A 26,726-nucleotide genomic window follows, 5' to 3' on the forward strand; every position below is an offset into this window, starting at 1 on the left:
CCGCTCCCTACCCCGGTGAGCTCCGTGGCCCGCAGCCGCCGCGTCGACCGGGCCCGCCGCCACCGCAGCGTCCGCCGCAGGGACGACCACCCGTCCCCGGCGCACCCAACGGCCCACAGGCGACCCAGAAGATCGAACGACCCAACTCGCTGACCGAGGCTGTGGCCGAACGGACCAGACGTGGTGGCCCACCCACCGGACCGCGGCCGACCGCCGAACGGGCCCGCCGGGTCGGCGACCCTGGCCACGGCACCGGCGAACGCAGGCAGACCGCGGGCGGCCCGCCGTCCGGACCGCCGCCGCGCCGCAACGGCGGCAGCGGTGGTGACGGTTCCGGCGGACCGGGTGGCCGCAGGCCGGGAGCGAAGAAGAAGAAGTCGCCGTGGCGGATCGTGCGCCGCGTCATCTACGTGATGATGGCGATGGCAATCCTGATCCCCAGCGGCGTCTTCCTCCTCGCCTACACGACCGTATCGGTACCCCAACCCAGTGACCTCAAAACCAATCAGGTCGCGAACATCTTCGCGTCCGACGGCGAGACGGTGATCAGCAAAGTCGTTCCGGAGGAAGGAAACCGGACCGATGTCACCATCGACCAGATCCCGGCGCACGTCCGCAACGCGGTGATCGCCGCCGAGGACCGGGACTTCTATTCCAATCCCGGCTTCTCCATCTCCGGCTTCGCGCGCGCCGCACGCGACAACGTGCTCGGCAAGGAAAGCGCGGGCGGTGGGTCGACGATCACCCAGCAGTACGTGAAGAACGCGCTGCTCACCAACGAACGCTCGCTCACTCGCAAGATGCGCGAGCTGGTCATCTCGGCCAAGATGGCGCGGCAGTGGAGCAAGGACGAGATCCTCGCCGCGTACCTGAACACCATCTACTTCGGTCGCGGCGCCTACGGTATCGACGCGGCGGCGAAGGCCTACTTCGGCAAGCCCGTCGGCGAGCTGACGCCCGCCGAGGGCGCGGTGCTCGCGGCCACCATCCAGCAGCCGTCCGGCCTGGACCCGGAGAAGAATCCCGAGGGCGCGAAGACTCGCTGGAACTATGTGCTCGACGGCATGGTCTCCGGCGGCAACCTGCCCGCGGCCGAACGGCAGGGTCTGCAGTATCCGCAGGTGGTCCCGGTCTCCACGAACAAGGACAACAGTCTGGACACCGGCCCGGAGGGCCTGATCAAAGCGCAGGTGCTCAAGGAGCTCACCGCCGCGGGCATCAGCGAACAGCAGCTCAACACCGCTGGTCTGTCGATCACCACGACCATCGACCCGAAGGCGCAGCAGGCCGCCGTCGAGGCGGCCCAGAAGAAGATGCAGGGCGAGCCCGAACAGCTGCGTACCGCCGTCGTTTCGGTGGATCCACGCACCGGTGCGGTGCGCGCCTACTACGGCGGCGACGACGGCCGAGGGTGGGACTACGCGAACGCCGGTCTGCAGCCGGGCTCGTCGTTCAAGGTGTTCGGTCTCGCGGCGAATCTCGAGCAGGGCATTCCGCTGTCGCAGATGTACGACAGCTCGCCGCTCACCGTCAACGGCATCAAGATCACCAACGTCGAAGGTGAAAGCTGCGGCAAGTGCACCATCGCGGAGGCGTTGAAGCGCTCGCTGAACACCAGCTTCTACCGGATGCAGATCGACATGGGCAACGGTCCGCAGAAGATCGCCGACATGGCCCACAAGCTCGGCATCCCGGACACCATCCCTGGCATCGGCAAGACCCTCACCGAGAAGGACGGCTCCGGTCCGAACAACGGCATCGTGCTGGGCCAGTACGAGGCCCGGCCGCTCGACATGGCTTCCGCCTACGCGACATTGGCCGCCTCCGGTGTCTATCACGCACCGCATTTCGTGCAGAAGGTGACGACCGCCGACGGCCAGGTCCTGCTCGATCGCGGCGAGGTGGCGGGCGAGCAGCGCGTTTCGGCGGCGGTGGCGGACAACGTGACAGCGGCCATGAAGCCCATCGCGGCGTATTCGCGCAACCACAACCTGGCGGGTGGCCGCGAGTCGGCCTCCAAGACCGGCACCGCCCAGCTCGGCGACAGCGGCGACAACAAGGACGCCTGGATGGTCGGCTACACCCCGTCGCTGTCGACCGCCGTCTGGGTGGGCAGCACCGACAACTCGCCGCTGCGCAACTACGGCGGCGCCATGATCTACGGTTCCGGTCTGCCGTCCGATATCTGGAAGGCCACCATGGACGGTGCGCTGCAGGGCACCAAGACCGAGACCTTCCCGAAGCCCGCGCCGATCAAGGGGCAGGCCGGTGTGCCGGAGTGGTCCGCGGAGTACACGCCGCCGCCGACCACCGAGGCGCCGTCGATCCTGCCGCCGATCTACATCCCGCCCACGATCGACACCCCGTTCGGTCCGATCCCGATCCCTGGAGCTCAGCAACAACAACAGCAGCCCCAGCAACGTCCACAGCAGCAGCAGCGCGAAGACGATCCGGGCCCGCTGCCGGGCCAGCCGGTGGCACCGAGGGACGGCTCGCCTAGCGCGACCGGTTCGCCCCGGCCCGGTACCAACGGCAACCCGGGGCAGGGTGATTCCACCGGAGCTCCGCCCACCACCCGCAGCAGATAGGTCTGCTCGAACTGACCAGGGGGACAGGTGCGAAGCGTGCCCGAAGGTGCTCGCCGGGTAGCCTCGGGGGCCGTGACTGATCAGCAGCTGGTGGATCAGCGGACGAACGGGAGCGCGCCGCAGGGTAGCGAGCTGCCCTCCGGCGCCGCGCATTACGTGGCGCCCGGCCCGCTCGCGCCGGATCTGCGGTCGGCCGATGCGCGCGATCGGCCCAGCCGCAACGATTCGCTGACGGCACAGTTGTCGACGGTGATCGGCGGGCCGGTCGGGGAACACGCGCTGATCGGGCGGGCCCGGTTCTGGACGCCGATGCGGGTGCTGATGGCGTTCACGGTCGTGTTTCTCGCGTTCGGCTGGTTCGGCAAGGCCGGTTGCATTCAGCAGACTCCCGCCGGGGACGGATCGCTCACGCTGGACTGGAACAACGGACGCCAGTACGTGGCGATGTGCTACTCGGACACGGTGCCGCTCTACGGCGCGGAACGGTTGAACGAGGGCGCCTTCCCGTACAAGAAGGCCTGGATCGAGCAGACGCCGGACGGTGGCCAGGAAACCAGGTACATGGAGTATCCGGTGCTGTCCGGCCTGTACCAGTACATTTCGATGCGGATCGCCAAAGCCTGGGACGCCGCGCCGCTGCCCGGTGCGCTGCAGGTGGTGATCTACTTCAACGTCGTCGCGTTCGGCCTCGCCCTCGGCTGGCTGGTCACCGTGTGGGCCACCGCACAGCTGGCCGGACGCCGGGTCTGGGACGCGGCGCTGGTCGCCTGCTCACCGCTGGTGATCGTGCACGTGTTCACCAACTTCGACGCGCTGGCAACGGCTTTGGCCGCGACCGGCCTGCTCGCCTGGGCGCGCAGACGCCCGGCGCTCGCGGGTCTGCTGCTCGGCCTCGGCGGCGCCGCCAAGCTGTATCCGCTGCTGCTGCTCGGCCCGATCGTGGTGCTCTGCCTGCGCGCCGACCCGATGCAGCGGATGCCGAGCACCCAGCTCGGGCTGCGCCTGCGCGATGTCAACAGCTGGTCGGCCGCGCGGGACTGGGTGCGCGAAACCCCCTATCGCGTCCATCTACTCAGCGCCCGACCGCTCGGCGCCGCGGGCGTCACGGTGGCCGCCGCGCTCGGCACCTGGGTCGCGGTGAACCTGCCCATCGCCGCGCTGTATCCGAACGGCTGGCGGGAGTTCTTCCGGCTCAACACCACTCGGCACGCCGACCCGGATTCGCTGTACAACGTGATCACCTCGTTCACCGGTTGGCCCGGCTTCGACGGGGTGCTCAGCCACGCCCAGCAGCCGGTGATCCTGAACGCGGTGTCGCTGTTCGCGTTCGTGGCCGCGTGCGCGGTGATCGGCTACATCGGGCTCACCGCGCCGCAACGTCCCCGGCTCGCTCAGCTGTGCTTCCTGGTGATCGCCGCGTTCCTGCTGACGAACAAGGTGTGGAGCCCGCAGTATTCGCTATGGCTTGTTCCGGTGGCCGTGCTCGCGCTGCCGCACCGGCGAATCCTGTTGGCCTGGATGACGATCGACGCGCTGGTCTGGGCGCCACGGATGTTCTACTACCTCGGCCTGGACAAGAAGGGCCTGCCCGAGCAGTGGTTCACCGGCACCGTCGTAGTCCGCGACATCGCGGTGCTCGCCCTGTGCGCCTTGGTCGTTCGGCAGATCTACCGGCCCGACGAGGATCTGGTGCGCCGCGACTACGTCGACGACCCGATCGGCGGCATCGTCGACCGGGCCCCGGATCCGTTGCTGCCGTGGCTGCCCGAGCCGCTGCGACCCCGGGTCGCGCCGACCCGCGAGTGGCGCTCGCAGGCCGGCGACTCGACTCAGTGGGTACGCAGGTAGCGCGCCAGCTGCGCCGGTTCCTGGGGCAGCAGGTCCAGATCCAGTTGCCAGGGGCTGCCGGTCCACGGATCGAACAGCGGTGTCCCGTCCACCGTCGGCAGGTGCCTGCAGGACTGTGACAGCATCGCGACGGTGGTGTCGCTCGCGTCGGATTCGTCGCTGCCGACGATCACCGTCGAGAGCCCGATCAGTTCGCCCCGCATGATCAGCGAGCCGATTCGCTGCGCGTCGGAGCTCTGGTAGCCGTGCGGGAAGTCGGCCGCGACCAGAATCCGGTGTTCGCTCGGCGGGCTGCCCATACCGCTGGCCACCGCCAGCTCGGCCAGTTCGGCGGCCTGCACCAGCGCATCGAGCCGCTCCGAGATCTCGGTGTGGTCGGTGATCGGCGGTCCGTTCAGCACCGGGGCGAGCAATCCGGTGAAACCGCTGAAAGCACCGGTCAGATCGATGATGTCGACCAAGGTGCGCCGACCGGGCGCGGCGGTGAGCAGCCGCGCGAGCAACGCACCCACCACCGGCGCGACCGCGCGGGAGGATTCGGTGTCGATCCACAGCGGCCGATTCAACGGCACCGGAACGCAATACGGCACGCGCAGCGATCCGCGATCGAGCGCGTACAGCTCGCCGAGCCGAATGCCGTCGCTCGGTGCGGTCGGCTTGTCCCAGGCCGGTGAGTCCCAGGACGCCAGCGCGGGCGGCAGCATCAGGTCGGCGTCGGCGAGCTCGCGCACGAGCTGCGCACTGTCGCGTTGATGGTTGCTCTCCGCGGTCGCGATCAATTCGTCGTTGCGTTGCTGGGCCGCCCGGCGTGCCGCGTCGGCGGCCGGGGTGTTCCTGGTCGCGGGATCCGAGACGGCAACGGACAACTCGTGATCCAGCCGCTTGGCCGCGTAGTCGCGGGCGGAGACCAGTGCGGCCGCCGAACGGGCGGCATCCTCGAAGATCATCCACAGGCGTTCCAGCCCATGGCCGACTTCCAGCGGCGAGGCCGTGGCCGAGCGGGCCTCACTCGCCATCGGCCCGGACATGGTGTGCACGCCGGGGCCCGCCTGTTGCGGCACGCTCGGCTGCGGCACATCGCCGGTCTGGGCCGCCGAACCCGTCTGCGCCGACGGGTCGGCCGGATCGTCCTCGACCTCGACGCCGTGCGCCGTCAGCAGCACGCCGAGGCCACCGGAGTAGCCCTGACCGACGGCACGCAGCCGCCAGGCCGTGCCGCGGCGGTACACCTCGAGGCAGATGAGCGCCGCCTCGCCCGCCGACGGGGTGACCACGAATTCGGCTGCCGCCGCGCCATTTTCGGACAGGGTCGCGGTCACCGTACCGAGCCCGCCCGGTCGACCCGGCACGGCCGGATCGGCGCTGACCACCAACAGCACGGCCTTGGCGTCGCCGCGCACTTCGGCAAGGGTAATGGTCACCTCGTCCGCGTCCAGCCGCACCCCCGCCGCGGCCGGTTGGTTGTAGAACACGAAATCCTCGGCGGCGAACACCTTCAGGTTCTCCGCCACCACCAGCGCCGAAACGTCCAGCGCACCTTCTGCTTTCGCGCTGAATCGAACGACATCACCGGTCAGTGGCATGTTCTGACCGGCCTTCAGTTGAATCACGTTAGCTGCCTTGCTGTCCGCGCCGCCCCGATCAGCCGTGCTGCAGAAACCGGCCGAGATGGGGGACGGCCTCACCGGGATGCTTGGCCGGGAAGCCTTCGCCGAGCGCCTGCATCTTCCAATCGTTGCCCATCCGGAACACCTTGGCCATCGCCAGCGCGGTGAACGGCATGCCGCCCGCCAGCGTGTACCTGGCCAGCTCGGCATTGTTGGTGCCGTCGACCAAGCGGCAGAACGCGTTCTGCACCTGCTCGAAGGTGTGGCCCTTGTAGGAGGTCACGATGAAAACCAGCGTGCTCACATGCGCGGGGATCCGGGTGAGGTCGACCAGGATCACCTCGTCGTCGCCCTCACCCTCACCGGTGAGGTTGTCGCCCTGGTGCCGGATCGAGCCGTCCTTCGAGGTCAGCTGGCCGTAATAGGCGACGTCCACCGGATTCGTGTCGGCGAACATAACGACCGACGCGTCCAGATCCACATCGACGGTGCGGTTGCCGAACATGCCGCGGTTCTTCACCGGGTCCCAGCCGAGACCCATCTTGACGAAGGTGAGTGCGGCGCCGCCCTCCTTGCGCAGGGTGACCCGCTGGCCCTTGACCAGGCTGACCGGGCGGTCCTTGCTCAGGCTGACCTCGGCGGGCGGCTGCGGCGGCTGCGGCGGAACCGGTTGTCCGGCCGGTGGATAACCGGGGCCGGGCGGTGGGTAGCCACCCGGTCCTGGCGGCGGCGGGTAGCCGGGTCCGGGCGGCGGGAAACCACCGGCCGGTGCGCCCTGCTGAGCCGGGTACGCGGGCGCGGCCGGCGGCGGGTAGCTCTGCGGCTGAGCGGGCGGCGGCTGCGTCGGGTAGGCCGGCGGCGGTGGCGCGGCCTGCGGCGCGGGCTGGGCGGACTGCGCCGACGAATCGTCGACCGTCACACCGTGGTCGGTGACCAGCGCGGCGAAACCACCCGCGTACCCCTGACCGACGGCGCGCACTTTCCAGCTGCCCTGGCGGCGGTAGAGCTCGAGCGCGATGACGATCGACTCGGTGTTCAAGCCCTCGATCTGGTACTCGTACAACCGATTACCCGCCGCGTCCGACACGATCGCGGTTGGCGCGGGGAACCGGCCGAAATTGCTGTTCGGGTCGTCCAACGTGATCACCGCGCGAATCTGCGCGATATCCGGCGGCACCGAGTTCAACGACACCGCAAGCGACGCGGGCTGCCCCGTTGGCGCGGGCTGCAGGTTGACCCCGGGCCCGCTCGGCTGGTTGAAGAAGACGAAGTCCGCATCGGAGCGGACCTTGCCCTGCTCGGTGACCAATAGTGCGGACAGATCCGCCGGCGCCGTGAGCTGGATGGAGACCACCACGTCGTTCGTGGCCAGCGGACCGTTTTGGCCCTTGGCGAGTGTTGCGGACAAGTTAGACCCTTCGCTTGTCGGTGCGTTCGAATGCCACTCTACGAGAAACGCGCGGACAGCGGCTCAGGTAAACCCCGACACTTCTACGGGCATCGATTAATGCGTACCTCCGCATTCGCTCCGGCCATGCGCAGGCCTCGGATGGACTCCGTCCAACTGCGCCGTTACTGTGTCGACACGCAGTTGGAATGTGGTGATTGTCCATGTTCCCGAACAAGACAGCAGGCAAAAACACCTCATGGCGCAACTGTTCGAACAATCGAAGAAGGTGATCGAGGCTCATCTCGCCGGGACGAGCCTGCGCGCGATCTCCGGCTCGATGATCGCCTACGAAGGCAATGTCCAGTTCAAGGCGGCCGGTTTCGGCGGCGGCGACGGCGTGCTCGCCGGACTCAAGCGCCGCGCCACCGGCGAGAAGCTTTCGCTGATGGAATGCTCCGGCAACGGCCGGGTCTTTTTCGCGGTCAACGGCCAGCACGTGACCGTCGTCAACCTGAACAACGAGACGCTGCAGGTGGAGTCGCAGCAGCTGCTCGCGTTCGCCGGGAACCTGCGCACCGACGTGCGATTCGCCGGTCTGCGCGGCGCGTCGTCCGGTGCCGGCCTGTTCACCACCACGGTGACCGGGCAGGGACAGGTCGCGCTGCTGTCGGCGGGCGGGCCGCTGATCCACCTCGAGGTGGCGCCGCAGTACCCGCTGGTGGTCGACCCGGACGCGTTCGTCGCGGCGCGCGGCAATCTCAATCAGTCCTTCGTCACCGACGTCTCCTGGCGGACGGTCGTCGGCCAGGATGCGGGCGAGGCGTTCTCGCTGCGCTGGGACGGCCATGGCGTGGTGTTGATCCAGCCGGCGGAACGGTAGGGCGAGCGGATGTTCGAGAAGGTCAACGGCAAGGTCGTCAAGGTCAATGTCGGAATGGCGGGTGGCGTTGCCGCGCGTACCGGCGCGATGCTGTTCTACACCGGTGACGTTTCCTTTGCGCCGCACCAGATTCCGGGCGGACAGGGCATGGGTGGCGGCGGCGGCCTGATGCGGATGGCGGGCCGGATGATGGCCGGTGAGCACGAGCGCACCATGCTGGCCCATGGCACCGGCGAAGTGCATTACGGATTCGCGGGACTCGAGGTCCATGTGGTCCAGCTGCAGCCGGGGGCGACGCTGCGGGTGGAGGCGTCGCGGCTGCTCGCCAACACCGCGGGCTTGCAGAGTTCCATTGTCTCGGTGATGAGTTCGGGTGGCGGCGGGGGCGGTGGCGGCCTGATGGGTGCGCTGCGCGGTGCCGCGACCGGTGCGCTGACCGGTCAGGGGATGTTCACCACGCAACTGTCCGGACAAGGTTCGGCGGTGCTGCTCGCACACGGCGGTTTCCTGGAACTGCAAGTGGGCGGCCCGAATCCGATCGTGGTCGATCCGCAGGCATTCGTCGCCGCGTACGGCAATGTGCAGACCGAGCTGAAGACGGCGATCAGCTGGCGCGACGCGGTTGGCCGCGGGGCCGGTGAGGCCATGCAATTGCATTGTGTCGGACAGGGTGTCGTGTACGTGCAGGCCTCGGAAGAGAAGTTGTGACCATGACGCAGATCCTGAATCCGATGAATCTCGGCGAGAGCGACAATCTTCCGGGGAACAGCTACGCGTACTGCATCGACCTGAACAAGCCGTGGTTCATGCGCAAGGGCGCGATGATCGCCTACTACGGCGACATGCGGTTCCAGCTGCTCGCCCACGGTTTGCAGGGCGGGCTGCTGCACATGGTCGCGCAACAGTTCTCGGCGCCGCTGTTCACCGGCGACTACGTCGTTGCCGAGGGGCACGGCAAGCTGATCATCGGCGACCGCGGCTACGACATCAATTCCTATGACCTCGAAGACAACGGCAACCTGACCATCCGGGCCGCCAACCTGCTCGCGTTCGAGCCGGGTCTGTCGTTGAACCAGTCCATCGTGCCAGGCTTTCTCACCCTGATCGGCACCGGCAAGTTCCTCGCCTCCTCCAATGGCCCGGTCATGTTCGCCGAGCCGCCGCTGCGGGTGGACCCGGAAGCGCTGGTCGGCTGGGCCGATTGTCCCTCCCCCAGCCATCACTACGACCAGCGCTGGGTCAGCAACTTCCTCGCCGCGGGCGCCGCCCGGTTCGGCGTCAACTCCGGCGAGGAACGGCAATTCGACTTCACCGGCGCGGGCACGGTGCTGATCCAATCCAGCGAGAAGGTGCTCAGCGACGCCATGCTGGTACGCACCATCGAGGGTCAGATCCAGAGCGGAATCACGCCGAGCGGTCTGCAGCGCCTGCAGGGAGTCATCACCCAGCAGTTGGGTGGGCAGCAGGGCTACTGAGCGCCGCCGACAAGCGGAGAGACGCGCTCCGATTTATGCTACCTTCAGCTAAAGCTAGCCAGCATTCCGGAAGGTGGCCCCAATCGTGGCGCAACGTTCGAAGCTGTTCCGCCCCTTGGTAATCGCGGCCGCCGCCGCAACTGTCGCTGGGCTCGGTACCGCCGTGGCCGCCGCGCAGCCCGGTGCTCAGTACGTCGCACTGGGCAGTTCGTACGCCGCCGGGCCGGGCATCGCGCCGATCATCGACGCCGGATGTGCTCGCTCCGCGCAGAACTATCCACATCAGCTCGCGACAGCCGCCGGGCTCTCGCTCGTCGACGTCACCTGTTCGGGCGCGACCACCGCGAACATCCTCGACACCCCGCAGCGACTGCACGACGGACGTTCGGTGCCCGTCCAGCTCGATGCCGTGACCGCGGATACCCGCCTCGTTACTGTCACCATCGGCGGCAACGACCTGCGGCTAGTCGGCACGATGATCGCCCAGAGCTGCGGAAACTCGGCCGCCCAAGCCTTTTCGCTGCCCACACCGGCCGCCGACGCGGTGACCGGCGTGTGCGCGCTTGGCGGCGGCGGAGTCGCCGCACCGTCGGTCGACACCGACTACGGTCGCGTCGAGCAGTCCCTGGTACGCATCGCCGATGCGGTGCACGCGAAGGCGCCGGGTGCCAGGGTGCTCTTCGTCGACTACCTGCCCGTGCTCGACCGCGACGCGACGACCTGCGCCGCGGTCCCACTTCAGCCGAAGCAGGCGACAGCCGCGCGCGCCGGTTACGACGGATTGCTCGCCGCGACCGCCCGTGCGGCCCGGTCGGCAGGCGCGGACCTCATCCAGGTACCCGACCAGACGCACACCGCGTGCGCTCCGGACTCCTGGGTCACCGGCTTCACCACCCCCTTCACCAGCAAGCCGGACATCGCCGCCGTGATGGGTTCCTACCACCCGACCCGCGACGGAATGACCGCCGTCGCCGAGCAAATCGCTACCCGCATCGGGTAGCCCGGCGACACCCCCTTGGTCTGTTGGAACCCCACAGACCCTTCCTACCTACAGACCATCTACCCCCTGTGAGGTGTGCACAACTTTTGTGGGGGAGGCGGGAATCATCTGGCGAGTCCTAGCCTGCGCTGTTGGTCCGGGCCGCCCATCCGTCGCGGAGGATCGTGTCGATATCGGATGTTGTGGCTTTCCAGTGCAATTCGCGGTGGGCGCGGTCGCTGTTGCTGACCAGCTGTGGCGGCTCCGGTGCCGCTGGGCGATGCTCGACGGGGATGCGGCGGCCGGTCATCCGGGCAGCCGCGGCCACGAGTTCGGCGACGCTGGTGCCGCGTTCGCTGCCGATGTTGTATCGGCGGCACCCGCCAGGGTCGGGCAGGTGCGTCATCGCGGCCACGAAAGCTGCTGCGGCGTCATCGATGTGCACGTAGTCGCGGACGGCGGTGCCGTCACCGTTGATCGCCAGGCAGGGAGCGGCACCCCCCGCTACGGAGAGGATGCGCGGCACGATCCTGGTCGGATCCGGGTCGGCACCGCGCGATGTTGAACAGCCGCAGGACAACAGCCGCGAGGTCGCCGGTCGCCGCCTGTGTGGCGATCACCGATTCGGCGGCCTGTTTGCTTGCCGCGTATGGGTGGGGCGGATTGTCCGGCAGATCCTCCGACATCGGCTGCCGTTGCGGCGTGCCGTAAATCGACGCGGTGGACGCGAAGACCAGGCCGCGCACCCGCGTCTCGGCCATCGCTCGTAGCAGCGAGACCGTGCCGCCGACATTGACCTCGAAGAAGCGCAGTGGGTCGGCGAAGGATTCGCGAACGCGGGTGATCCCGGCCAAGTGACACACCACGTCCCGGTCCCGGACCGCCGCGGTCAGCGCGTCGGTGTCGAGCAGGTCGGCGGTCCGAACCGGCAGCCCCGCCGGAACCCTCATTCGCTCCCGATGCACCAGTCCGACCACATCATGACCATGGGACCGCAGCAGCTCGGCAGCAGCGCCGCCGACATATCCGTTCGCCCCTGTCACCAGTACCCGCACCCGAGCATTGTCGGTCACCGGCAGATGCCCGGCGGCGGCGGTCAGTTGTCGCTGGCGAATGCCCCAGCACCGTCGAAGGGCCTAGGCAGCGGACTGCGGTGAGCCCTTGATGAACCAGTTGATGATTTCCTCGCCCGCGAGGATGCCGGTGGCACGGGTAATGGTGAGGTTGGGGTGGGTCCAGTTCAGGTGTTCCAGTTCGCCGTGTCGTGGGCGGATGGCGTAGTCGGCGGCGCGCAGCATCTCGGCGTCGAGGGCGCCGTCACCGGCCGCGAAGGTCCTTGCCTCGGCGTCGAGTTCGCCGGATTCGAGGAGGCGGCGGCGGACCTCGGCCACGGCATGGCTCTTGCAGACGACATCGGGCATCGAATAGATCTTGCGGCCCTGCTGGGAGGCGGACCAGCCGCGCACACGGCACCAGGCATCCCATTCGGCCAGGAAGCCGTCGGGGACTTCCTTGGGGCGCACGACCAGGTAGCAGAAGAGGTCGTCGGCCTCGCGGAATTTGGTGACCCACGAATCGTCGATCCGGGTGCGGAGTTCGGCGGTGACCTCGGACAGGGTCGCGCCACCCGCGCGGACCTTGGCGTCAATGTCGATGCGCCAGCGCAGATCGGGGACACCGTCGACGAGGATGTTGCCACCGTTGCTGGTGATGGCGTAACGCCATGGAGCCCCGGGCAGTTGGATGCGCGCGAACTGCTTGATGGTCCGCGTGGTGGTCGGAATGACGGCGGCGGGCTCGGTGAGCGACTGCATGCGCAGGGCCGCCGCCGTCGTCATGAACGACAGCGGCGCGCCCTCGAGATGTTCCACGCAGACGGTCGGTACGTCGGAATTCGCGCTGAAGGCGTTGCGCGAGTAGATCATTGTTCGGTCCAGGTCGGTGGCGATCAGCGTTTGTCTTCGGGGTCTTCGGAGCTCCATCACTGCTGCTGCACGTCCTTGATCAGTCCCATACACGAGTAGGCCAGGTCGGGCACGACCTCGACCGGCACGCCGCGGGCCGCGGCGAGCATGCGAATGTGCGCGTGTTCGGGTGCGTCGGGCTCCCGGACCAGCACCAACCACGGCAGCCGCCGCAACAGCACCCGGGTGGTCTCGCCGACCCCCGGCTTCACGAAATTCACCGTGGCGATGCCGTATTCGGCACGCACCTGCTCGACGGAGGCCCAGCCGGTCCAAGTGGGCGTACGATCGCCGGCTCGGACTGTGGCGACTTCCGCGGGCACCCGATCGCGGACGACCTCGAATGCGGCACTCACCGTGTCGAGCAGGCGCAACGAGACATCGTCGCCGGACAGCTCGCGATAGTACTTGGCGCCGTGGAACTCTCCTGGCCCGATCAGCCTGTCGTTCAGCACCGTGCGGGAAACCAGGCCGGACACGGTGGAGTTCAGGCAGGCCGAGGCGATGAGGAAGTCGTCGCGCGTGCCATAGGTGCGCACACAATGCCCGGGGTCGGCGAGCACGGCCAGCTCGCCGTTGAACCGGGCACCGCCCGCCGCGTGATACGCGTCGAGTGCCTCGGTGAGCTCCCGAGTGATCGCGCCCTTGCCGGTCCAGCCGTCCACGAACACGATCGAGGCTGGATCATGGTGCTGCGCCAGGTAGTCCAGCGCTACCGCATCGATGCCCCGGTCACGCACGATCGACACCGCGTAGTGCGGAACGTCGAGACTCGGCAGTCCGGCAGCGCGCTCGGACCGCAACCACCGGCGCATGAGAATCCCGATCGGCGTTCCCGCCCGCGCCAGCGACACCAACACGATGTCGTTGCCACGTTCCGCCACAACAAGTTCCGCGACGGTCGCCACAGCGAGTGCCAGCCGCTCGGCACTGTCGGCGAGCACCTCGTCGAACAGCGAACGGTAGGCGGCGTCCGGCTGGTACTCGATCGGCAGCGACTCCGCGTAGTGTGCGGCTCCGGACTGGATCCGGTGCTCCCGGTCGGCCACATCGGCTTCGAGGTCGACGTCGGACAGGTCCTTGAGCAGCCAGGAAACTTCCTCCGCCGCATACGAACCGAACTCGGGACCGTGCAGAGGCGCGAGCAGCGACCGGGCGGTTGCGCTGCGCGCGGCGTGCAGCAGCCGCGGATCGGCGCCGGGCAAAACCGCCACCAGCACATCCGAACCCGAGGCTGTCAGCACATCGACGAGCCCACCGGCCGCGACAAGTTCTTCGGTGTCGGCCGGTGGATCGATGACGACGACCAGCACCGGATCACCCATTGCGTCAGCCGAATACGCTTGCTCGGCAGCGCCGGAGAATTCCGCCGCCCAGTGTGCGTTGTACAGATAGCGCGGTTGGTCCTGGCCGGTTTCCGGTGCGGTGAAACAGAATCCACGACGTAACGGATATCCGGGCTCATCCAGCACGTAGGCCGGTGACCGCGTGGTGGTCTGGTACCGAGTAGGCGTGCCGGACTCGGCCAACCCCGCCGCCAGCCGCAGCGGCAGATACATCAGTTCCTCGTGGCCGAGCACGATGACGGGCCTACCGGGAAATTCCAGCTCCAGCCGCGTCCGCAGCACCTCGTCGGCGGCGGCGACGGCCGCGTCGAATGCGCTGACATCCGAACGCAGTATGCCGTGCCTGCCCCCTTCCGGCACCGAAGCAGGCCAGGGCAATTCCAGGCGAGTGCACGAACCACGCTGCGCGGCAACCGGATTCAGCTCGGGTTCCGGCAAGCTCGCGACCGCATCGACCAGTCCGTCCGGCAGTACGGTGTGTCCCGAGGCCAAACAGACGGTGTCGATGCTGACGCCGATCTCGGCCGCCGCCTTGTCGAAGGCGATGCGATCCGCCTCGACCCGCATATCCACGAGCGAAGCCAGCACGTACTGCGAGCGCGGCGAGAACGCGTGCAATGCCCGGATCGCGTCGAGCGCGGTGGCGCCGGTGGAGATTTCGTCGTCGACCAGCACCAGCGGGAGATCGTTGACGAAGATTTCGGCGGGCATGGGTTGCAGCTGATGCGAGGTGGCGTGCGAATGCCCCTCCTCGAAGCCCGTGAGGGTCTCCGCCTCGGCGACGTCCCGCCGCGTCGAATGCAGGTAGCCCACCGCGCCGATCCGGGCCGCCACGCAATGTCCTATCCCCGTGGCGGTTTCGGCGAAGCCAAGGACGAGCGCTTCGCGGTCACCGAGCACGTCCCGCACCAGGTCACCGAGCCGGTTCCCGCCGTCCAGCACGACAAGGGGATCGGTCGGCAGATGCTTACCGAGCACCGTGGAGACCAACAGATGCGCGCGCCGCGGATTACGCCGCAGGCCCGGCTGGATCAATTCCGCGATCGCCAGCTCCGCGGGCAGCGCGCTGACCGGCCGACCATCCACCGTGCCGTAGGACTCCGCGTGTTCCAATCGAAGACCGAGAGTTTTTGTTGCCCAAGGAATTCCCAATAATTCGAGCGCACTCATACAGTGACCAACGCTGTCAGCAAATCCACGAACGAAACTCCCTTATTGGCCACACCGAACACCCGCGCCCGCAACAATGTCTGCCGCGCCCAACTACGGTGCGGGCGCATCTCATTCATCTTGTTCCGATATCCGGACGCCGCGACGCCGCCGACATCGACCTGCAAAATATCCAACGCATCCGAGTACTCCTCGTGCGTCACCACCGACAACGCGTGCACCGCCGCCACATGCGACGGATGGATCACCGTTTTGCCCTGGATCCCATTGGCCCGGTCCAGGGTGATCTCCCGCAACAACCCGTCCAGGTCCCGGCTGACCAGGTATTGCCGGAACGGCACCGCATCGGATTCCTCGAACGGCGCGGTGCGCAGTAACGGCCGGAACATCCGCTCGTGATCGGCGAAGTACTCCCAGACCGGCCCGGTGATCACGAACCCGGTCCCATCCGCGCGGCCGAGGTAGTTCACGATGTCGGCGATGACATCGGCGACCACCCGCACGTCGTAGATGGTCAGATCCCGGTCGCGCCGGATGCCGAACGTCGAGCACATGTCGGTCGCCCCGACCCGCACCGCGAGCACCCGCTCCCGATGCTCGGCCAGCAGCTCCGCGATCTGTGTCAGTTCCTGATCCCGGGTCTGCCGGTGCACCAAACCCGCCGATTCGAGTACCGGCATCCCGTAGATTGGCCGGCCGAGCCGCTGCACCGCGGCGCTCAACGCGTCCAGATACTTCGGCCCCGTCGTGCTGTCGAACTTGGGAAAGACGAACCCGGTCAACACCGACGCACCGGCCCCCAACTGCTCGACGATCTCGGTGATCGTGTCCGCGTCCCGCACCCGAACGAACAGCAGCGGATTCGAATCCCCGTTGACCGCAAGCAGGTTCAGCGCCGCCACTGTCTGCCGCTTGGCCGACTCGACCTCGTCATCGGCGACCGCGTCCTCGAGATCGATCACCATCGAGCACACCCCGCGCTCGGCGCGTTTGCTGATGGTCTGGGCGAGATCCGGCCGAGTCGCCGGGGCGTACAACGTCGCACCGAGTCCGATCGCCAAAAGTTCTCGATCGGTGTAATCGTCGCCGAACGGCTCCGGCTCGCGGTGAAAAAGATCCCGTGCCTCCGGACCGTGCAGCTGCCGGAAATGGCGCAGCGGCATTCGCTTCCGCAGGGAAACCTCCCGCTGGACGGCGATGCCTGCGGTCATCGTTATCCCACCCTCATTCTCGTCGTGGTCCTGCTTGTTTTCTCATTCGATCCACTACCCCGGCTATGAAGGCGGTGATGGTGTCCAGCTCCGTCACATAGGCCCAGTAGTCGGGGTGCCGCCCCGTCAGTGTTTCGCTGATTCGGTCGATCCGTGCGGCCTGCGCGTCGAGCACAGACCCCCATTCGGTGACGAGCCCGCGACTCACCGCGAGCATTTGCGCGTCCCGCAGCCGAAATCGTACGGCCTTGGCCTTGCCTTGCGGGTCGGACCGGACTTCACGCAACAGGGTGAGCCGTTTGGTGACGGCCTCGACCAGCTGCTCGGCTTCGGTGAGATACCCGCGGGCGGATGTGGTCAGATCAAGTGCAATCTCCGGGTCGTTCTCCGCGGCCGCCGCACGCGCCCGGGCCAGGGCGGCATCCGCGGCGTCGATGGCTCGCTGGCTTTCCCGGCCATTGTCGGTCAGATCCGCCGAACTCGCAGCGCTGAACTCGCGCAGCAACGCCGAGTAGGCAGGCGCGAGACCCTCGGCCTTGGTCCGGGCCGCGGCGAGCCGGGTGGTCACCGAGGCGATGGCGGTCTTCGCGGCGCCGGCCCGGGATGGCGCCTGCGCCAACGCATCCGCCAGTCTCTTCGTCGCCGCCTCCAGCCGATTCGCGGCATCGCGCACCGTCGCGGCGGACGCGCCGGAACCAGCGGCTTCCAGTGTGAGCAGCGCCTCATCCACGGCCGCGGTCTGTTCGCGCACCGAGGGGTAATTCGCGTACTCGGATGTCGCCGCCTGACCACGCACCCGCGCCGCGGCGATCTTCACCTGCTCGGCCAGCTGCGGCACCGCGCCGAGGACGGCGACCGCGTTCTCCAGCTGTGCCTGATTGCCGCGGTAGAACTCGTCGACGGCGCGGGCCGCTTCGGTCAGTTGCCTGGTCACCGTTTCGGCCTGCTGCGGGCCCTGCGGCAGCGCGGTCCCGTCGCGTTCGGCCTGCTCGAGCTGCTCGGTCATGGTCACATACGCGGCCGCCGCGTCGTAGCAGCGGCTGCGCACCGGCTCCCAGGCCGCGGCCAGCCGCCGGTCCGGGAACACCTGCTCGGCCGCGTGCACCGCCGCTTCGGCGGCGCTCTGACGGCTGTCCATATCGAGGAACGCGGATGCCAGCGACTGCCTCGCCTGTTCGATCCACTGGTTGTTCCCCGATGACCGGAACCATCCCCGCCTACGACCTACCACGCCCCGATCTTAGAGATCTCCCGTGTTCACCGAGGGTTCTGCGGGTTCCTACGCAAGTTCGCGGAAACCTACTACTGTCGTAAGGCGTACCCGGCGATTCGGACATGCTGGGAACCAATGACCTCTATTGAAAGGGAATCCCGCATGGGTGTCAGTTTGTCCAAGGGCGGCAATGTCTCGCTGACCAAGGCGGCGCCTAACCTGACCGCCGTCGCGGTCGGCCTAGGGTGGGATGTGCGGACCACCACCGGTACCGACTTCGACCTGGACGCCAGCGCCATCGCGACCGGCGCGGACAAGAAAGTGCTTTCCGACCAGCACTTCGTGTTCTTCAACAACCTGAAGTCGCCGGAAGGCGCCATCGAGCACGCCGGTGACAACAAGACCGGCGAAGGTGAGGGCGACGACGAGGTCATCAACGTCGACCTGGCCAACACCCCGCCGACCATCGAGAGCATCTTCTTCCCGGTCTCGATCTACGATGCCGAGACTCGGCAGCAGTCGTTCGGTCAGGTGCGCAACGCCTACATCCGCGTCGTCGACCGCAGCAGCAACGAAGAGCTGGCTCGCTACGACCTCACCGAGGATGCCTCGACCGAGACCGCCATGGTGTTCGGCGAGCTGTACCGTAACGGTGCGGAGTGGAAGTTCCGCGCCATCGGCCAGGGCTACGCCGCTGGCCTTGCCGGTATCGCTCGTGACTACGGCGTGAACGTCTAAGGAATATCCAGAGGTTCGCAGGGGGCCCGGCGACGGGCCCCCTCGTCGTGCGCCCAGGCAACACCGGTGCGCCGGGAACGCCGAAGGGCCGAGCGTCGTTGGACAAGCGAGCGTTCTCCCGCCACGCTGGTATCAGCGGCGCCAAATCGGTTTCATCAGACAAGCGCTCGGACAGCTAGCCGTCCGGTCGACGCAAACGAAAGGTCCCCGCGTGGTCCTGCGCATTTTCGGCATGTCAATCATCGTGACGGTGCTGTCGCTCGTCGTGGCATTCCTGTACGGCGGGCCGACCGCCTTGGCGCTGGCCGCGATCCTCGGCATCCTCGAAGTGTCACTCTCCTTCGACAACGCCGTGATCAACGCGACAGTCCTCCAGCGGATGAGCGAGTTCTGGCAGAAGATCTTCCTCACCATCGGCGTGCTGATCGCCGTGTTCGGCATGCGCCTGGTCTTCCCGCTGGCCATCGTGTGGGTCACCGCGGGCCTGAGCCCGGTGCGGGCGCTCGATCTGGCACTCGACCCGCCCGAAGGCGACGCCCCGTACTTCCCGAACGGCGAACCCAGCTACGAGACGCTACTCACCGACGCGCATCCGCAGATCGCGGCGTTCGGCGGCATGTTCCTGCTGATGCTGTTCCTCAACTTCATCTTCGAAGAGCGTGAGATCACCTGGCTGTCCTGGCTGGAGCGTCCGCTCGCCCGAGTCGGCAAGCTCGACATGCTGTCGGTGGTCGTCGCGGGCATCGGCCTCGTCCTCACCGCCGAACTGCTCACGCCCGCCGACGAGCGCGCGACCGTGCTGCTCGCCGGCATGCTCGGCATGATCATCTACATCGCGGTGGACGGCCTCGGCTCGATGTTCCACACCGAGGAACACGCCGGTGGGCCATCGGATCTCGTCAAGGCCACTGGTAAGGCCGGGTTCTTCCTGTTCCTCTACCTGGAAGTGCTCGACGCGTCGTTCTCCTTCGACGGCGTGATCGGCGCGTTCGCCATCACCTCCGACCCGATCATCATCGCGCTCGGCCTCGGTCTGATCGGCGCCATGTTCGTCCGGTCGATCACCGTGTACCTGGTGCGCCGGGGCACCCTCGCCGAGTACGTGTACCTGGAGCACGGCGCGCACTGGGCGATCGGCGCGCTGGCGATCATCCTGTTCATCTCGATCGGCGTGCACGTCAACGAACTCGTCACCGGACTGGTCGGTGTGGCGTTCATCGGCGCGGCATTCATCAGCAGCGTTCTGCGCAACCGGCGCGAGGACGACCAAGAAGTGGACAGCAAACGAGAGCCGACCCCGGTAGGCTGATTTTCGGCAGCAGCCGAAAACTCGTGCGGCAGCGGCCACTCCCTCGGGAGGACCGCTGCCGCTCCCATTTTCACTGAGGGGATCGCGCCGATGGCGATCGACAGCAACGCCGGTGGGGTCAACCTATCCAAGGTGACCCTCTCCAAGGCGACACCGAGCATCAACCTCACCAAACCCGGTGAGCAGCAGGGCACCATGCGGGTCAACCTGAACTGGTCCACCGGCTCGAAGGGGGGATTCTTCCGCCGGGCCAAGCCGGTCGATCTCGACCTCGGCTGCCTGTACGAACTGGCCAACGGCAACAAGGGTGTCGTACAGGCGGTCGGCAACAACTTCGGCGCACTCGACGCCGAGCCGTACATCAAGCTCGACGGCGACGACCGCAGCGGTACCGCGGCCGGCGGTGAGAATATGCACATCAATCTCGCCCGGCCCGAACTGTTCCGGCGCATTCTGATCTTCGCCTTCATCTACGAGGGCGTGCCCAACTGGGCCGCCGCCGACGGTGTGGTCACCCTGTTCCCCACCGCGGGCCCGCAGATCGAAGTCCGCCTCGACTCCCCCGTGGACGGCGCGCGCTCCTGCGCCATCGCACTGCTGCAGAACCAAGGCTCCGGCATCACCGTGCACCGAGAAGTGCACTACATCAACGGTGCCCAGCGAGAAATCGACGAGGCCTACCGCTGGGGGATGAACTGGCAGAGCGCCCGCAAGTAGAGGGGTGTGCACACCGTTTGTCGTAGGCGCACACCGTTTGTCGTAGGCCCACACCCGTATAGCGGGTGTGCGGCTCACAAGAAGGTGTGCGGGCATCGAGTCGGCGCGAGTTCGGCGCGGCAGCACGGGTTCGCTACGCCAGCACGGGTGCGGCACGCCAGCGCGGGTGGTGGGCTGCGGATCGCGCTGCGAGCAGGGCGTTCGGTGGTTATTCAGGACACGTTCAGTCGGCTGGCGATGCTGTGGGGGATCGATCGCCCACCTGTTCCGGCGATCCGACGTGAACTGGAGGAAGACCGATGACCACTACCCCGAATGTGTTGCTCGTGCACGGTGCCTGGGCCGACGGGTCCAGTTGGAACAAGGTGATCGAGCGCCTGCACGACAAAGGTTTCGGCACCGTGGTGGCCAGCCAGCTGCCGCTGCGCGGCTTCGCCGACGACGTTGCCGCGGTCACCCGCGACTTGAATGCGTTGACCGGACCGACGATCCTGGTGGGCCACTCCTACGGTGGCGCGGTGATCAGCCAGGCAGGCTCGGGCCGCGCCGATGTCACCGGGCTGGTGTTCGTCGCCGCGTACGCCCCCACCGCGGACCAGTCCGCCTTCCAGATCAACCAGGAATTCGGGCAGGATCTGCCCAGCGGTGCGGACCTGGTGAACATCGGTGCGCAGGACACCCCGGATCTGATCATCGCCCGCGACCGCTACCACGCCGACTTCGCCGCCGATGCCGACCCGCGCGAGACCGCACTGCTCGCCGCCACGCAGAAGCCGACTTCCGTTCTCTCCCTTGCTGGTTCGGGATCCGCGACGCCTGCGTGGGAGACGCTGCGACACAACACCTGGTACCAGATCTCCGAACTGGACGCGATGATCCACCCGGATCTGGAGACCAAGATGGCGCATCAGGTGGCGCCCGAGGAGCACATCGTGTCGCTGGCGACCGGGCACGCCTCGATGATCACCCAGCCGGGCGCGATCGCCGACCTCATCGCCCGGGCCGCCGCCGTTCAGTGAGCACGCCGATTCCCGTCATCCGGTGGGCACGCCGCCGGATGACGGGATATTTGCGGCCGCACCGAGCAGGCCACCAATGTGTTCGAGATACCTTGTAGCACCGATGTTTTCGGCATGCGAGCGGGCCTCCCAGCGCAGATCCCCAGCGGCATCGGTGTCACCACTGTCGTGCCGGACCGCGGCGAGTTCCAGCAGCGCGGGGATCAGTTCGACCGGCGAGTCACAGCGGCGGAGCAAGCCGACGGCCTGCTCGAGCAGCTCCGCGTCCACTCCGCCGGGTGCGGCCGAAGCCGTTGCGCGCAAGGCCCTTCCGATGGTGCCCGGGGTGTCCCACTGGTGCGCCAGTTCGAGTTCCGCGGCGGCGAGCTCGCGAGCCCGTTCGCGCTCACCGAGGTGCACGAGTTCCATGGCCGCGGAGCTGCGCCAGGGGATGTGGGCCGGATTGCGGATGCCCACCGCGGCGATGCGGCGACCGCAGTCGAGGTAGTGCGCGACGGCCTGACGGGAATCGCCGCGGGCGGCACAGAGCATTCCCTTGACGTGGATAACCACTGTCCACTCCCAAGTTTCGGGATTGGCATGCTCGGTGACGCTGGCGAGCCACTGCTCGGCTTCGGCGAGTCGGCCGAGTTCGAGCAGGGCGTGTGCGTACTGGGCGACCAGCGCGAGCGGCGGCCGGATGGACTCGTCGTCCAGGGTGCCCACCGTCGGCGCAACCTCGCGCAGCACCCGCCGGTAATCGCCGCAACGCAGCAGCACTTCCGAGCGCAGGATGAGACGGTAGACGTCGATGGTGCCGAAGTGATGATCCTTGCGCTGTTCACTGAGTTGTCTGGCCAGTGCGAGGTCGCCGGACCACATGGACAGCTGTGCGAGCAGCCCGACCAGCGGCTGCGGCAACACATCCCAGCCGCGGTCCGGATCGGGTTCGGCGGGGAAGCGCGCGAGCGTCGCACGAGCGGTGCGCCGGACGCGGAAGGCGTCGTCCCAGGTGAGTATCGCCGTGGTGATCTGGTCGGTGCGGCCGTCGGCGCGCAATGCGGCGACGAAGTCGTTCCACGTCGCCGAGGTCAACCCGGCGACGGCCCAGGAAGCGGACCGGATGTCCCTGGCTGCCAACGCGTCTCGCTGCTCGGTCTCCGCGAGTACTTCGTCCAGCAGCGCCATCGCGGCACCGGCCTGCGACCGGGTGGACATCGTCCAGGCCAGCGGAATGAGCGCGGTCGGCGCGACTCGGCGATCGCGCTGGCCGCGTAGCGCTTCGTCCAGATGTGCGCGGGCCGCGGCCGGATTGGTCCACAACTCCAGTTGGCCGAGGCGGACCAGGATGTCGTCGCGACCTTCCGGCGCGGCGATCCGCAATGCCGCCGCCAGGTGCTGCACCGCGTCGCCGATCATGCCGTTGCGCAGGCATTCCTCCGCCGCGTCCAGCAGCACCACCGTCCACCCGGCGTACTGCTCGCCGACCAGATCGGCCAGGTAGGCCGCGACCTGGCGGGCCGAATATCCGGCGCTGCGGGCTTGCTCGGCGGCGGCGATCCGGATGCGGTCCGTGTCGTCGTTGCGGCCGAGCCAGCGAAGCGTATTGCCGATCAAGGGATGTCGGAAGACCGGTGGCGACACCGAAGCCAAAATCCCACTGGCGGTGAGTACTTCGCAGCGGTGCCGGATCACGCTCACCGGTTCGGCGCACCCGGCGGCGAGCACCTCGACGGTCGGCGCGACGTCCTGCAGCACCGCGAGCGCGCGCAGCATGCCGACCCCGCCCGGCGAGTACCGGCCGAGCAGTCGGCTGATCGACCGCGAATAACAGCCTTCGGGCAGGTAATCCGGAATGTGCCCGTGGTCGCGCAGTGCGGCCAGGTCGGTGATCAACGCGCCTGCCAGCAGCGGAATGTCGGCCGTAGCCCGCTGAATGTCCGCAGCCAGTCCCGGCGGGCAGACGGTCCCGGTGCGTCGTTCGTACAACCCCTCGATGGCGGCGACGCTGAGTCCGCTCGGTCGCAATACCGCGACGGCGATCGGCTCCAGCCGGGCGTGCAGGTCGAGAATCGCCGGCTCCCAGGAGCGTTCGTCCAGCGCCACCACGACGAGCACGCGCATCCTGCGCAGGCGCGGTGCCGCCGCGGTCAGTACCCGCGCGGACCGCTCATCCATCTGCTCCGCGCCGTCCACCAGCACGACCAGCGGGCGGTCTGCGCTGTCCTCGATCAGCTTGGCACACAACGCTTCCACTATCCGCGCATCGGTGTCCCGCACCGATATGGCGGAGTCGGTCAGCTCGGAGATCAGACCGAGTGGCGGCGCACCGTCCCACGGTGGCAGCAGATCCACCCGCCGGGCCCCCGGTACCCGTCGCGCCACCTCGTCGAGCAGCTGGGTTTTGCCGAACCCCGGCCGCCCCGAAATCACCACCAGCCCACCGTTACCCGCGACCGCGCGCGCGGTCCACGCCGCGATCCTGGTCAACTCCTGGTCCCGCTCGAAGACGAGCGGCGACGCCGAGTCCGGCACCTCTACCGGTTCGGGCCACAGCGCCGAGACCATGGCGAGACGATGTTCGGCACCCTGCGGGAGCGGCAGCGTTTCAAGGGTGGACCTATGGCCTGCCGCGCCGCCGGAAAGTTCCGGCGCAGCAGCGTCTTTCGGTCGCCAGACGGACGAGCTCGCCTCGACTGCCTGCGCAGTTCGCTGCGCGACGCGGTCAGCCGGGTTGGTCGCCGTCTTACGATCGGCTGCCAGGTCGCGCAATTCGACGGCCGCGATGTCGATCGCACGAACCGCCGACCCACCCGTAGGCCCCGCGCCGGAAACCGGTTGTGCCACACTCTCGCCGGACAGGATCTGGTTATGCAGCGAGCGAAGTTCCTCCCCTGGTTCGACGCCCAGCTGATCGATCAACAGCTTGCGGGTTTCGCGGTAGACGTCCAGCGCTTCGGACTGGCGGCCACGGGAGTACAGCGCACGCATCAGCACGGCGCGCGGGCGTTCGCGCAGTGGATGTTCCGCCGTGAGCACCCGCAGGCGATCGATCACCGTGTCGGAACGGCCAAGTACCACAGCGACATCGAGGCTGTCCTCCAGCACGGTGAGCCGCCGCTCGGCCAGCGCCGCACGCTGGCGTTGCGCGAAGGGGCCGGGTAGCCCGGCCAGTGGTTCACCCGCATACAGGGCAAGGGCATGCGCATAGTCGTCTTCGGCCCGCACCAGGTCACCCGCTTCCCGTGCACGGGCCGCATCACCGACCAACCGGTCGAACACCCCGAGGTCGGTCTGCTCATCGTCGATCCGCAGCTGATATCCGCCGTGCCCGGACAGCAGGATCGCGGGCGGCGTCCGTGGCTTGCGGTCCGGCTCGAGCACCCGGCGCAGTGCCGACACGTAGGTCTGGATGACGCCGACACCACTGGCAGGCGGCACACCGTCGTACAACGCGGCAAGCAGACTCGACGCCGACACCCACTGTCGCCGCCGGAACGCCAGCACGCACAGCACCGCCCGCCGCTGCGGCGGACCGAGCGGCAGGATCTGCTCGGCACGGTGCGCTTCTACCCCGTTGAGCAGCGTGAACCGCAGCACAGCGGGCGAGAACGCGCCCGCGTCCGCCTGATCCATTCCGTTCTCCACAGCCTCGATGTGTCGGTAGCCCGATCAGGGTAAGCGGACCAGCGTCCAGTCAGCACCCGCACATCCACAGGCTCAGGTCGACCCGTACCTGGGGGCAACTGCCGAGGTGCCTCGACCGGCACTCGAGCTGGGCTTTCGACAAGCCTCGAGCAACTGTTCAGTGGCGGTCACCACGCTGTGCGTCGAGCAGTGACGCACGTTGCGGGTGCCGGAAGCGCGGCTTTGCGGTCTGACACCGACGAGGCAGCTAGCCGACCGGGATCAACTCCCCCGGAGCGAATCGCGGCACCGGCGGCGGAACGCGCCGAAAGCCGCGCGGGAGTGCGCGCAGGAACACGAAGAACAGCGCGACCAGCAGCACGGCCCGGCCCCACACGCCGAACTGAACGATCTTCTCCATCGTCTCCACCGGCTTGCCGGAGCCGAGCGAATAGAAGTACCGGAACACGCCGATGCCGATGGCCGCGTCGGCGAGCAGGTAGGCCCCGATCATCGCCCACGGCACTTCGAGCAGCACCAGGAACGGCACCAGCCACAGCGTGTACTGCGGCGAATGCACCTTGTGGAACAGCAGGAACGCGCACAGCATCGCACCGCTCACACCGACCCATGGGAACACGCCCGTGGCGATATACCGCTTCCAGCCGAGCCACATGGCCAGGGTGAACGCAGCGAGCACCAGCGTCGGCGAGGCGACCGAAACGACCTGCTGGAACAACGCCTCACTCGCGGTATCCGGCCCGAAGAGCGGTCGAAGCCCCCAGTACCAAATGGAATTCGTGGTGATATCGGCCTGGCGCAACTGTTGAAAAGTGATCGACGCGCGCCAGCCCTCGTAACCGGCCACCGCGAACGGCAGGTTCACCGCGAACACCGTGCCGATAGCCGCGGCCGCCGTCAGCAGCGCGCCGCGCACGTCGAAACCCGGTTCGTCGCGGTCGCGCTCGACGCCACCGGTGAGCACGTACGCCAGCAGCGGCAGCACAAAGATTCCCGGATACAGCTTCAGACAGAACCCGAGACCGAGCAGCACCGCGGCCAGCATTCCCCTGGTGCGCAAGGAATATCGGGTCAAGGTGGCGACCACGTACACCGCGGCGACCGCCGTGCACACCACGGGAAGTTCCCAGTTGTGGAAGGCGTAGAGCACCAGCGGCGGTCCCGCCGCCCACAGCAGCGCCGCGCGCCCGGCGAGCCGGGCCAGCATCCAGGCGGTCAGCAACGCGAACGGCGCGAGCAGCAGCGCGGAGTGCCGCAGGAACTCGGCGTCGTTGTCCGCGCCGAGCGCACCGAGCCACATCAGCGTGCCGCTGAGCACCGGATATTCGACCGCACCGCCGACCAGCATCCCGTTGTCGGTGATACCGCCATGGACGTAGGGGAAGACATGCTGGTCGATGTCGCGACCGAGCCAGAGGAACTGGATATCGGAGTAACAGACATCCGAATCCTTGGCGACATCGAATACCGTACTGCGGCCGTCCGCCGCGAACGGCGCACCCGCGCAACGCGCCTTGTTCGCGTACGCCAGCGCGAGGGTGAGCCCGCACAGCAGCACCACCACCGCCACCAGCGCCACGCGACGAGTCACGCGGCGCGCGATCAGGTCGCTGTCGACGAGTCCGGTCGGCATGTGGACCACACT

Annotated in this window: 18 protein-coding genes and 1 pseudogene; 10 read left to right on the forward strand and 9 right to left on the reverse strand. The window is 67.7% G+C overall.

Features of this window, described 5'->3' with window-relative positions; genetic code table 11:
• Nucleotides 1–413 precede the first annotated feature (413 nt).
• Together KV110_RS40475 and KV110_RS40480 are read left to right on the forward strand one after the other, a co-directional pair.
• Nucleotides 414–2,588, forward strand: coding sequence for a transglycosylase domain-containing protein (locus KV110_RS40475; protein ID WP_246634853.1), 2,175 nt, complete (start codon nt 414–416; stop codon nt 2,586–2,588).
• A gap of 132 nt (nt 2,589–2,720) precedes the next feature.
• Nucleotides 2,721–4,436, forward strand: coding sequence for a glycosyltransferase family 87 protein (locus KV110_RS40480; RefSeq protein ID WP_246634854.1), 1,716 nt, complete (start codon nt 2,721–2,723; stop codon nt 4,434–4,436).
• Here KV110_RS40480 and KV110_RS40485 read toward each other — a convergent pair.
• Together KV110_RS40485 and KV110_RS40490 are read right to left on the reverse strand one after the other, a co-directional pair.
• A complete protein-coding gene (locus KV110_RS40485; RefSeq protein ID WP_218472366.1) occupies nt 4,418–6,046 on the reverse strand; it encodes a TerD family protein in 1,629 nt (542 codons plus the stop codon). The genes KV110_RS40480 and KV110_RS40485 overlap by 19 nt on opposite strands.
• A 31-nt stretch (nt 6,047–6,077) precedes the next feature.
• Nucleotides 6,078–7,451: a TerD family protein gene (locus KV110_RS40490; protein ID WP_218472367.1), complete on the reverse strand. Its 1,374-nt coding sequence runs from the start codon at nt 7,449–7,451 to the stop codon at nt 6,078–6,080.
• Between the two features lie 238 nt (nt 7,452–7,689).
• On the opposite strand from KV110_RS40490, the gene KV110_RS40495 reads away from it, so the two are divergent.
• The 4 genes from KV110_RS40495 (at nt 7,690) to KV110_RS40510 (ending at nt 10,788) form a co-directional block, all read left to right on the forward strand.
• Nucleotides 7,690–8,313 carry an AIM24 family protein gene (locus KV110_RS40495; protein ID WP_218472368.1) on the forward strand — a complete coding sequence of 208 codons (624 nt, stop codon included), beginning with the start codon at nt 7,690–7,692 and terminating at the stop codon, nt 8,311–8,313.
• Between the two features lie 9 nt (nt 8,314–8,322).
• Nucleotides 8,323–9,021, forward strand: a complete 699-nt coding sequence (locus tag KV110_RS40500; protein WP_218472369.1) for an AIM24 family protein — start codon at nt 8,323–8,325, stop codon at nt 9,019–9,021.
• A 2-nt stretch (nt 9,022–9,023) separates the two neighbouring features.
• Entirely contained in the window at nt 9,024–9,788 is a 765-nt protein-coding gene (locus KV110_RS40505) for an AIM24 family protein (protein ID WP_218472370.1), read from the forward strand.
• An 85-nt stretch (nt 9,789–9,873) separates the two neighbouring features.
• Complete coding sequence (locus tag KV110_RS40510) at nt 9,874–10,788, forward strand: SGNH/GDSL hydrolase family protein (RefSeq protein WP_246634257.1); 915 nt, start codon at nt 9,874–9,876, stop codon at nt 10,786–10,788.
• A gap of 118 nt (nt 10,789–10,906) precedes the next feature.
• Here KV110_RS40510 and KV110_RS42145 read toward each other — a convergent pair.
• The 5 genes and pseudogenes from KV110_RS42145 to KV110_RS40540 form a co-directional block, all read right to left on the reverse strand.
• A pseudogene (locus KV110_RS42145) lies at nt 10,907–11,840 on the reverse strand (NAD-dependent epimerase/dehydratase family protein).
• 63 nt (nt 11,841–11,903) lie between these two features.
• On the reverse strand, nt 11,904–12,749 hold the full coding sequence (locus tag KV110_RS40525) for an HAD family hydrolase (protein WP_218472373.1): 846 nt from the start codon (nt 12,747–12,749) through the stop codon (nt 11,904–11,906).
• Nucleotides 12,749–15,247 (reverse strand): phosphoribosyltransferase, encoded by a 2,499-nt coding sequence (locus KV110_RS40530; protein WP_218472374.1) that lies wholly within the window; start codon nt 15,245–15,247, stop codon nt 12,749–12,751. Before KV110_RS40530 ends, KV110_RS40525 begins: the two co-directional genes overlap by 1 nt.
• Nucleotides 15,244–16,458: an HpcH/HpaI aldolase/citrate lyase family protein gene (locus KV110_RS40535; RefSeq protein ID WP_218472375.1), complete on the reverse strand. Its 1,215-nt coding sequence runs from the start codon at nt 16,456–16,458 to the stop codon at nt 15,244–15,246. Before KV110_RS40535 ends, KV110_RS40530 begins: the two co-directional genes overlap by 4 nt.
• A gap of 13 nt (nt 16,459–16,471) precedes the next feature.
• Nucleotides 16,472–17,689 carry a hypothetical protein gene (locus KV110_RS40540; protein WP_246634258.1) on the reverse strand — a complete coding sequence of 406 codons (1,218 nt, stop codon included), beginning with the start codon at nt 17,687–17,689 and terminating at the stop codon, nt 16,472–16,474.
• Between the two features lie 144 nt (nt 17,690–17,833).
• Between KV110_RS40540 and KV110_RS40545 the strand changes: the two genes are divergently transcribed.
• The 4 genes from KV110_RS40545 to KV110_RS40560 all read left to right on the forward strand — a co-directional run bounded on the left by KV110_RS40545 (nt 17,834) and on the right by KV110_RS40560 (nt 21,454).
• Nucleotides 17,834–18,409 (forward strand): TerD family protein, encoded by a 576-nt coding sequence (locus tag KV110_RS40545; protein ID WP_218472376.1) that lies wholly within the window; start codon nt 17,834–17,836, stop codon nt 18,407–18,409.
• Nucleotides 18,410–18,620: 211 nt separating this feature from the next.
• A complete protein-coding gene (locus KV110_RS40550; RefSeq protein ID WP_218472377.1) occupies nt 18,621–19,718 on the forward strand; it encodes a DUF475 domain-containing protein in 1,098 nt (365 codons plus the stop codon).
• Nucleotides 19,719–19,808: 90 nt separating this feature from the next.
• Nucleotides 19,809–20,435: a TerD family protein gene (locus KV110_RS40555; RefSeq protein ID WP_218472378.1), complete on the forward strand. Its 627-nt coding sequence runs from the start codon at nt 19,809–19,811 to the stop codon at nt 20,433–20,435.
• Nucleotides 20,436–20,734: 299 nt separating this feature from the next.
• Complete coding sequence (locus KV110_RS40560) at nt 20,735–21,454, forward strand: alpha/beta fold hydrolase (RefSeq protein ID WP_218472379.1); 720 nt, start codon at nt 20,735–20,737, stop codon at nt 21,452–21,454.
• A gap of 15 nt (nt 21,455–21,469) precedes the next feature.
• On the opposite strand, the gene KV110_RS40565 is transcribed toward KV110_RS40560, so the two are convergent.
• Together KV110_RS40565 and KV110_RS40570 are read right to left on the reverse strand one after the other, a co-directional pair.
• Entirely contained in the window at nt 21,470–25,069 is a 3,600-nt protein-coding gene (locus KV110_RS40565; RefSeq protein ID WP_218472380.1) for an ATP-binding protein, read from the reverse strand.
• Nucleotides 25,070–25,328: 259 nt separating this feature from the next.
• A complete protein-coding gene (locus KV110_RS40570; protein ID WP_218472381.1) occupies nt 25,329–26,714 on the reverse strand; it encodes a glycosyltransferase family 87 protein in 1,386 nt (461 codons plus the stop codon).
• Between the last annotated feature and the right edge of the window lie 12 nt (nt 26,715–26,726).

The organism is Nocardia iowensis, from assembly GCF_019222765.1.
Classification (GTDB): Bacteria; Actinomycetota; Actinomycetes; order Mycobacteriales; family Mycobacteriaceae; genus Nocardia; species Nocardia iowensis.

Coding starts and splice junctions, on each gene's coding strand:
- KV110_RS40475 (WP_246634853.1), top strand. CDS start 414: ATGATGGCGATGGCAATCCTGATCCCCAGCGGCGTCTTCCTCCTCGCC.
- KV110_RS40495 (WP_218472368.1), top strand. CDS start 7,690: ATGGCGCAACTGTTCGAACAATCGAAGAAGGTGATCGAGGCTCATCTC.
- KV110_RS40500 (WP_218472369.1), top strand. CDS start 8,323: ATGTTCGAGAAGGTCAACGGCAAGGTCGTCAAGGTCAATGTCGGAATG.
- KV110_RS40505 (WP_218472370.1), top strand. CDS start 9,024: ATGACGCAGATCCTGAATCCGATGAATCTCGGCGAGAGCGACAATCTT.
- KV110_RS40525 (WP_218472373.1), bottom strand. CDS start 12,749: ATGGAGCTCCGAAGACCCCGAAGACAAACGCTGATCGCCACCGACCTG.
- KV110_RS40530 (WP_218472374.1), bottom strand. CDS start 15,247: ATGAGTGCGCTCGAATTATTGGGAATTCCTTGGGCAACAAAAACTCTC.
- KV110_RS40535 (WP_218472375.1), bottom strand. CDS start 16,458: ATGACCGCAGGCATCGCCGTCCAGCGGGAGGTTTCCCTGCGGAAGCGA.
- KV110_RS40545 (WP_218472376.1), top strand. CDS start 17,834: ATGGGTGTCAGTTTGTCCAAGGGCGGCAATGTCTCGCTGACCAAGGCG.
- KV110_RS40555 (WP_218472378.1), top strand. CDS start 19,809: ATGGCGATCGACAGCAACGCCGGTGGGGTCAACCTATCCAAGGTGACC.
- KV110_RS40560 (WP_218472379.1), top strand. CDS start 20,735: ATGACCACTACCCCGAATGTGTTGCTCGTGCACGGTGCCTGGGCCGAC.
- KV110_RS40565 (WP_218472380.1), bottom strand. CDS start 25,069: ATGGATCAGGCGGACGCGGGCGCGTTCTCGCCCGCTGTGCTGCGGTTC.
- KV110_RS40570 (WP_218472381.1), bottom strand. CDS start 26,714: ATGCCGACCGGACTCGTCGACAGCGACCTGATCGCGCGCCGCGTGACT.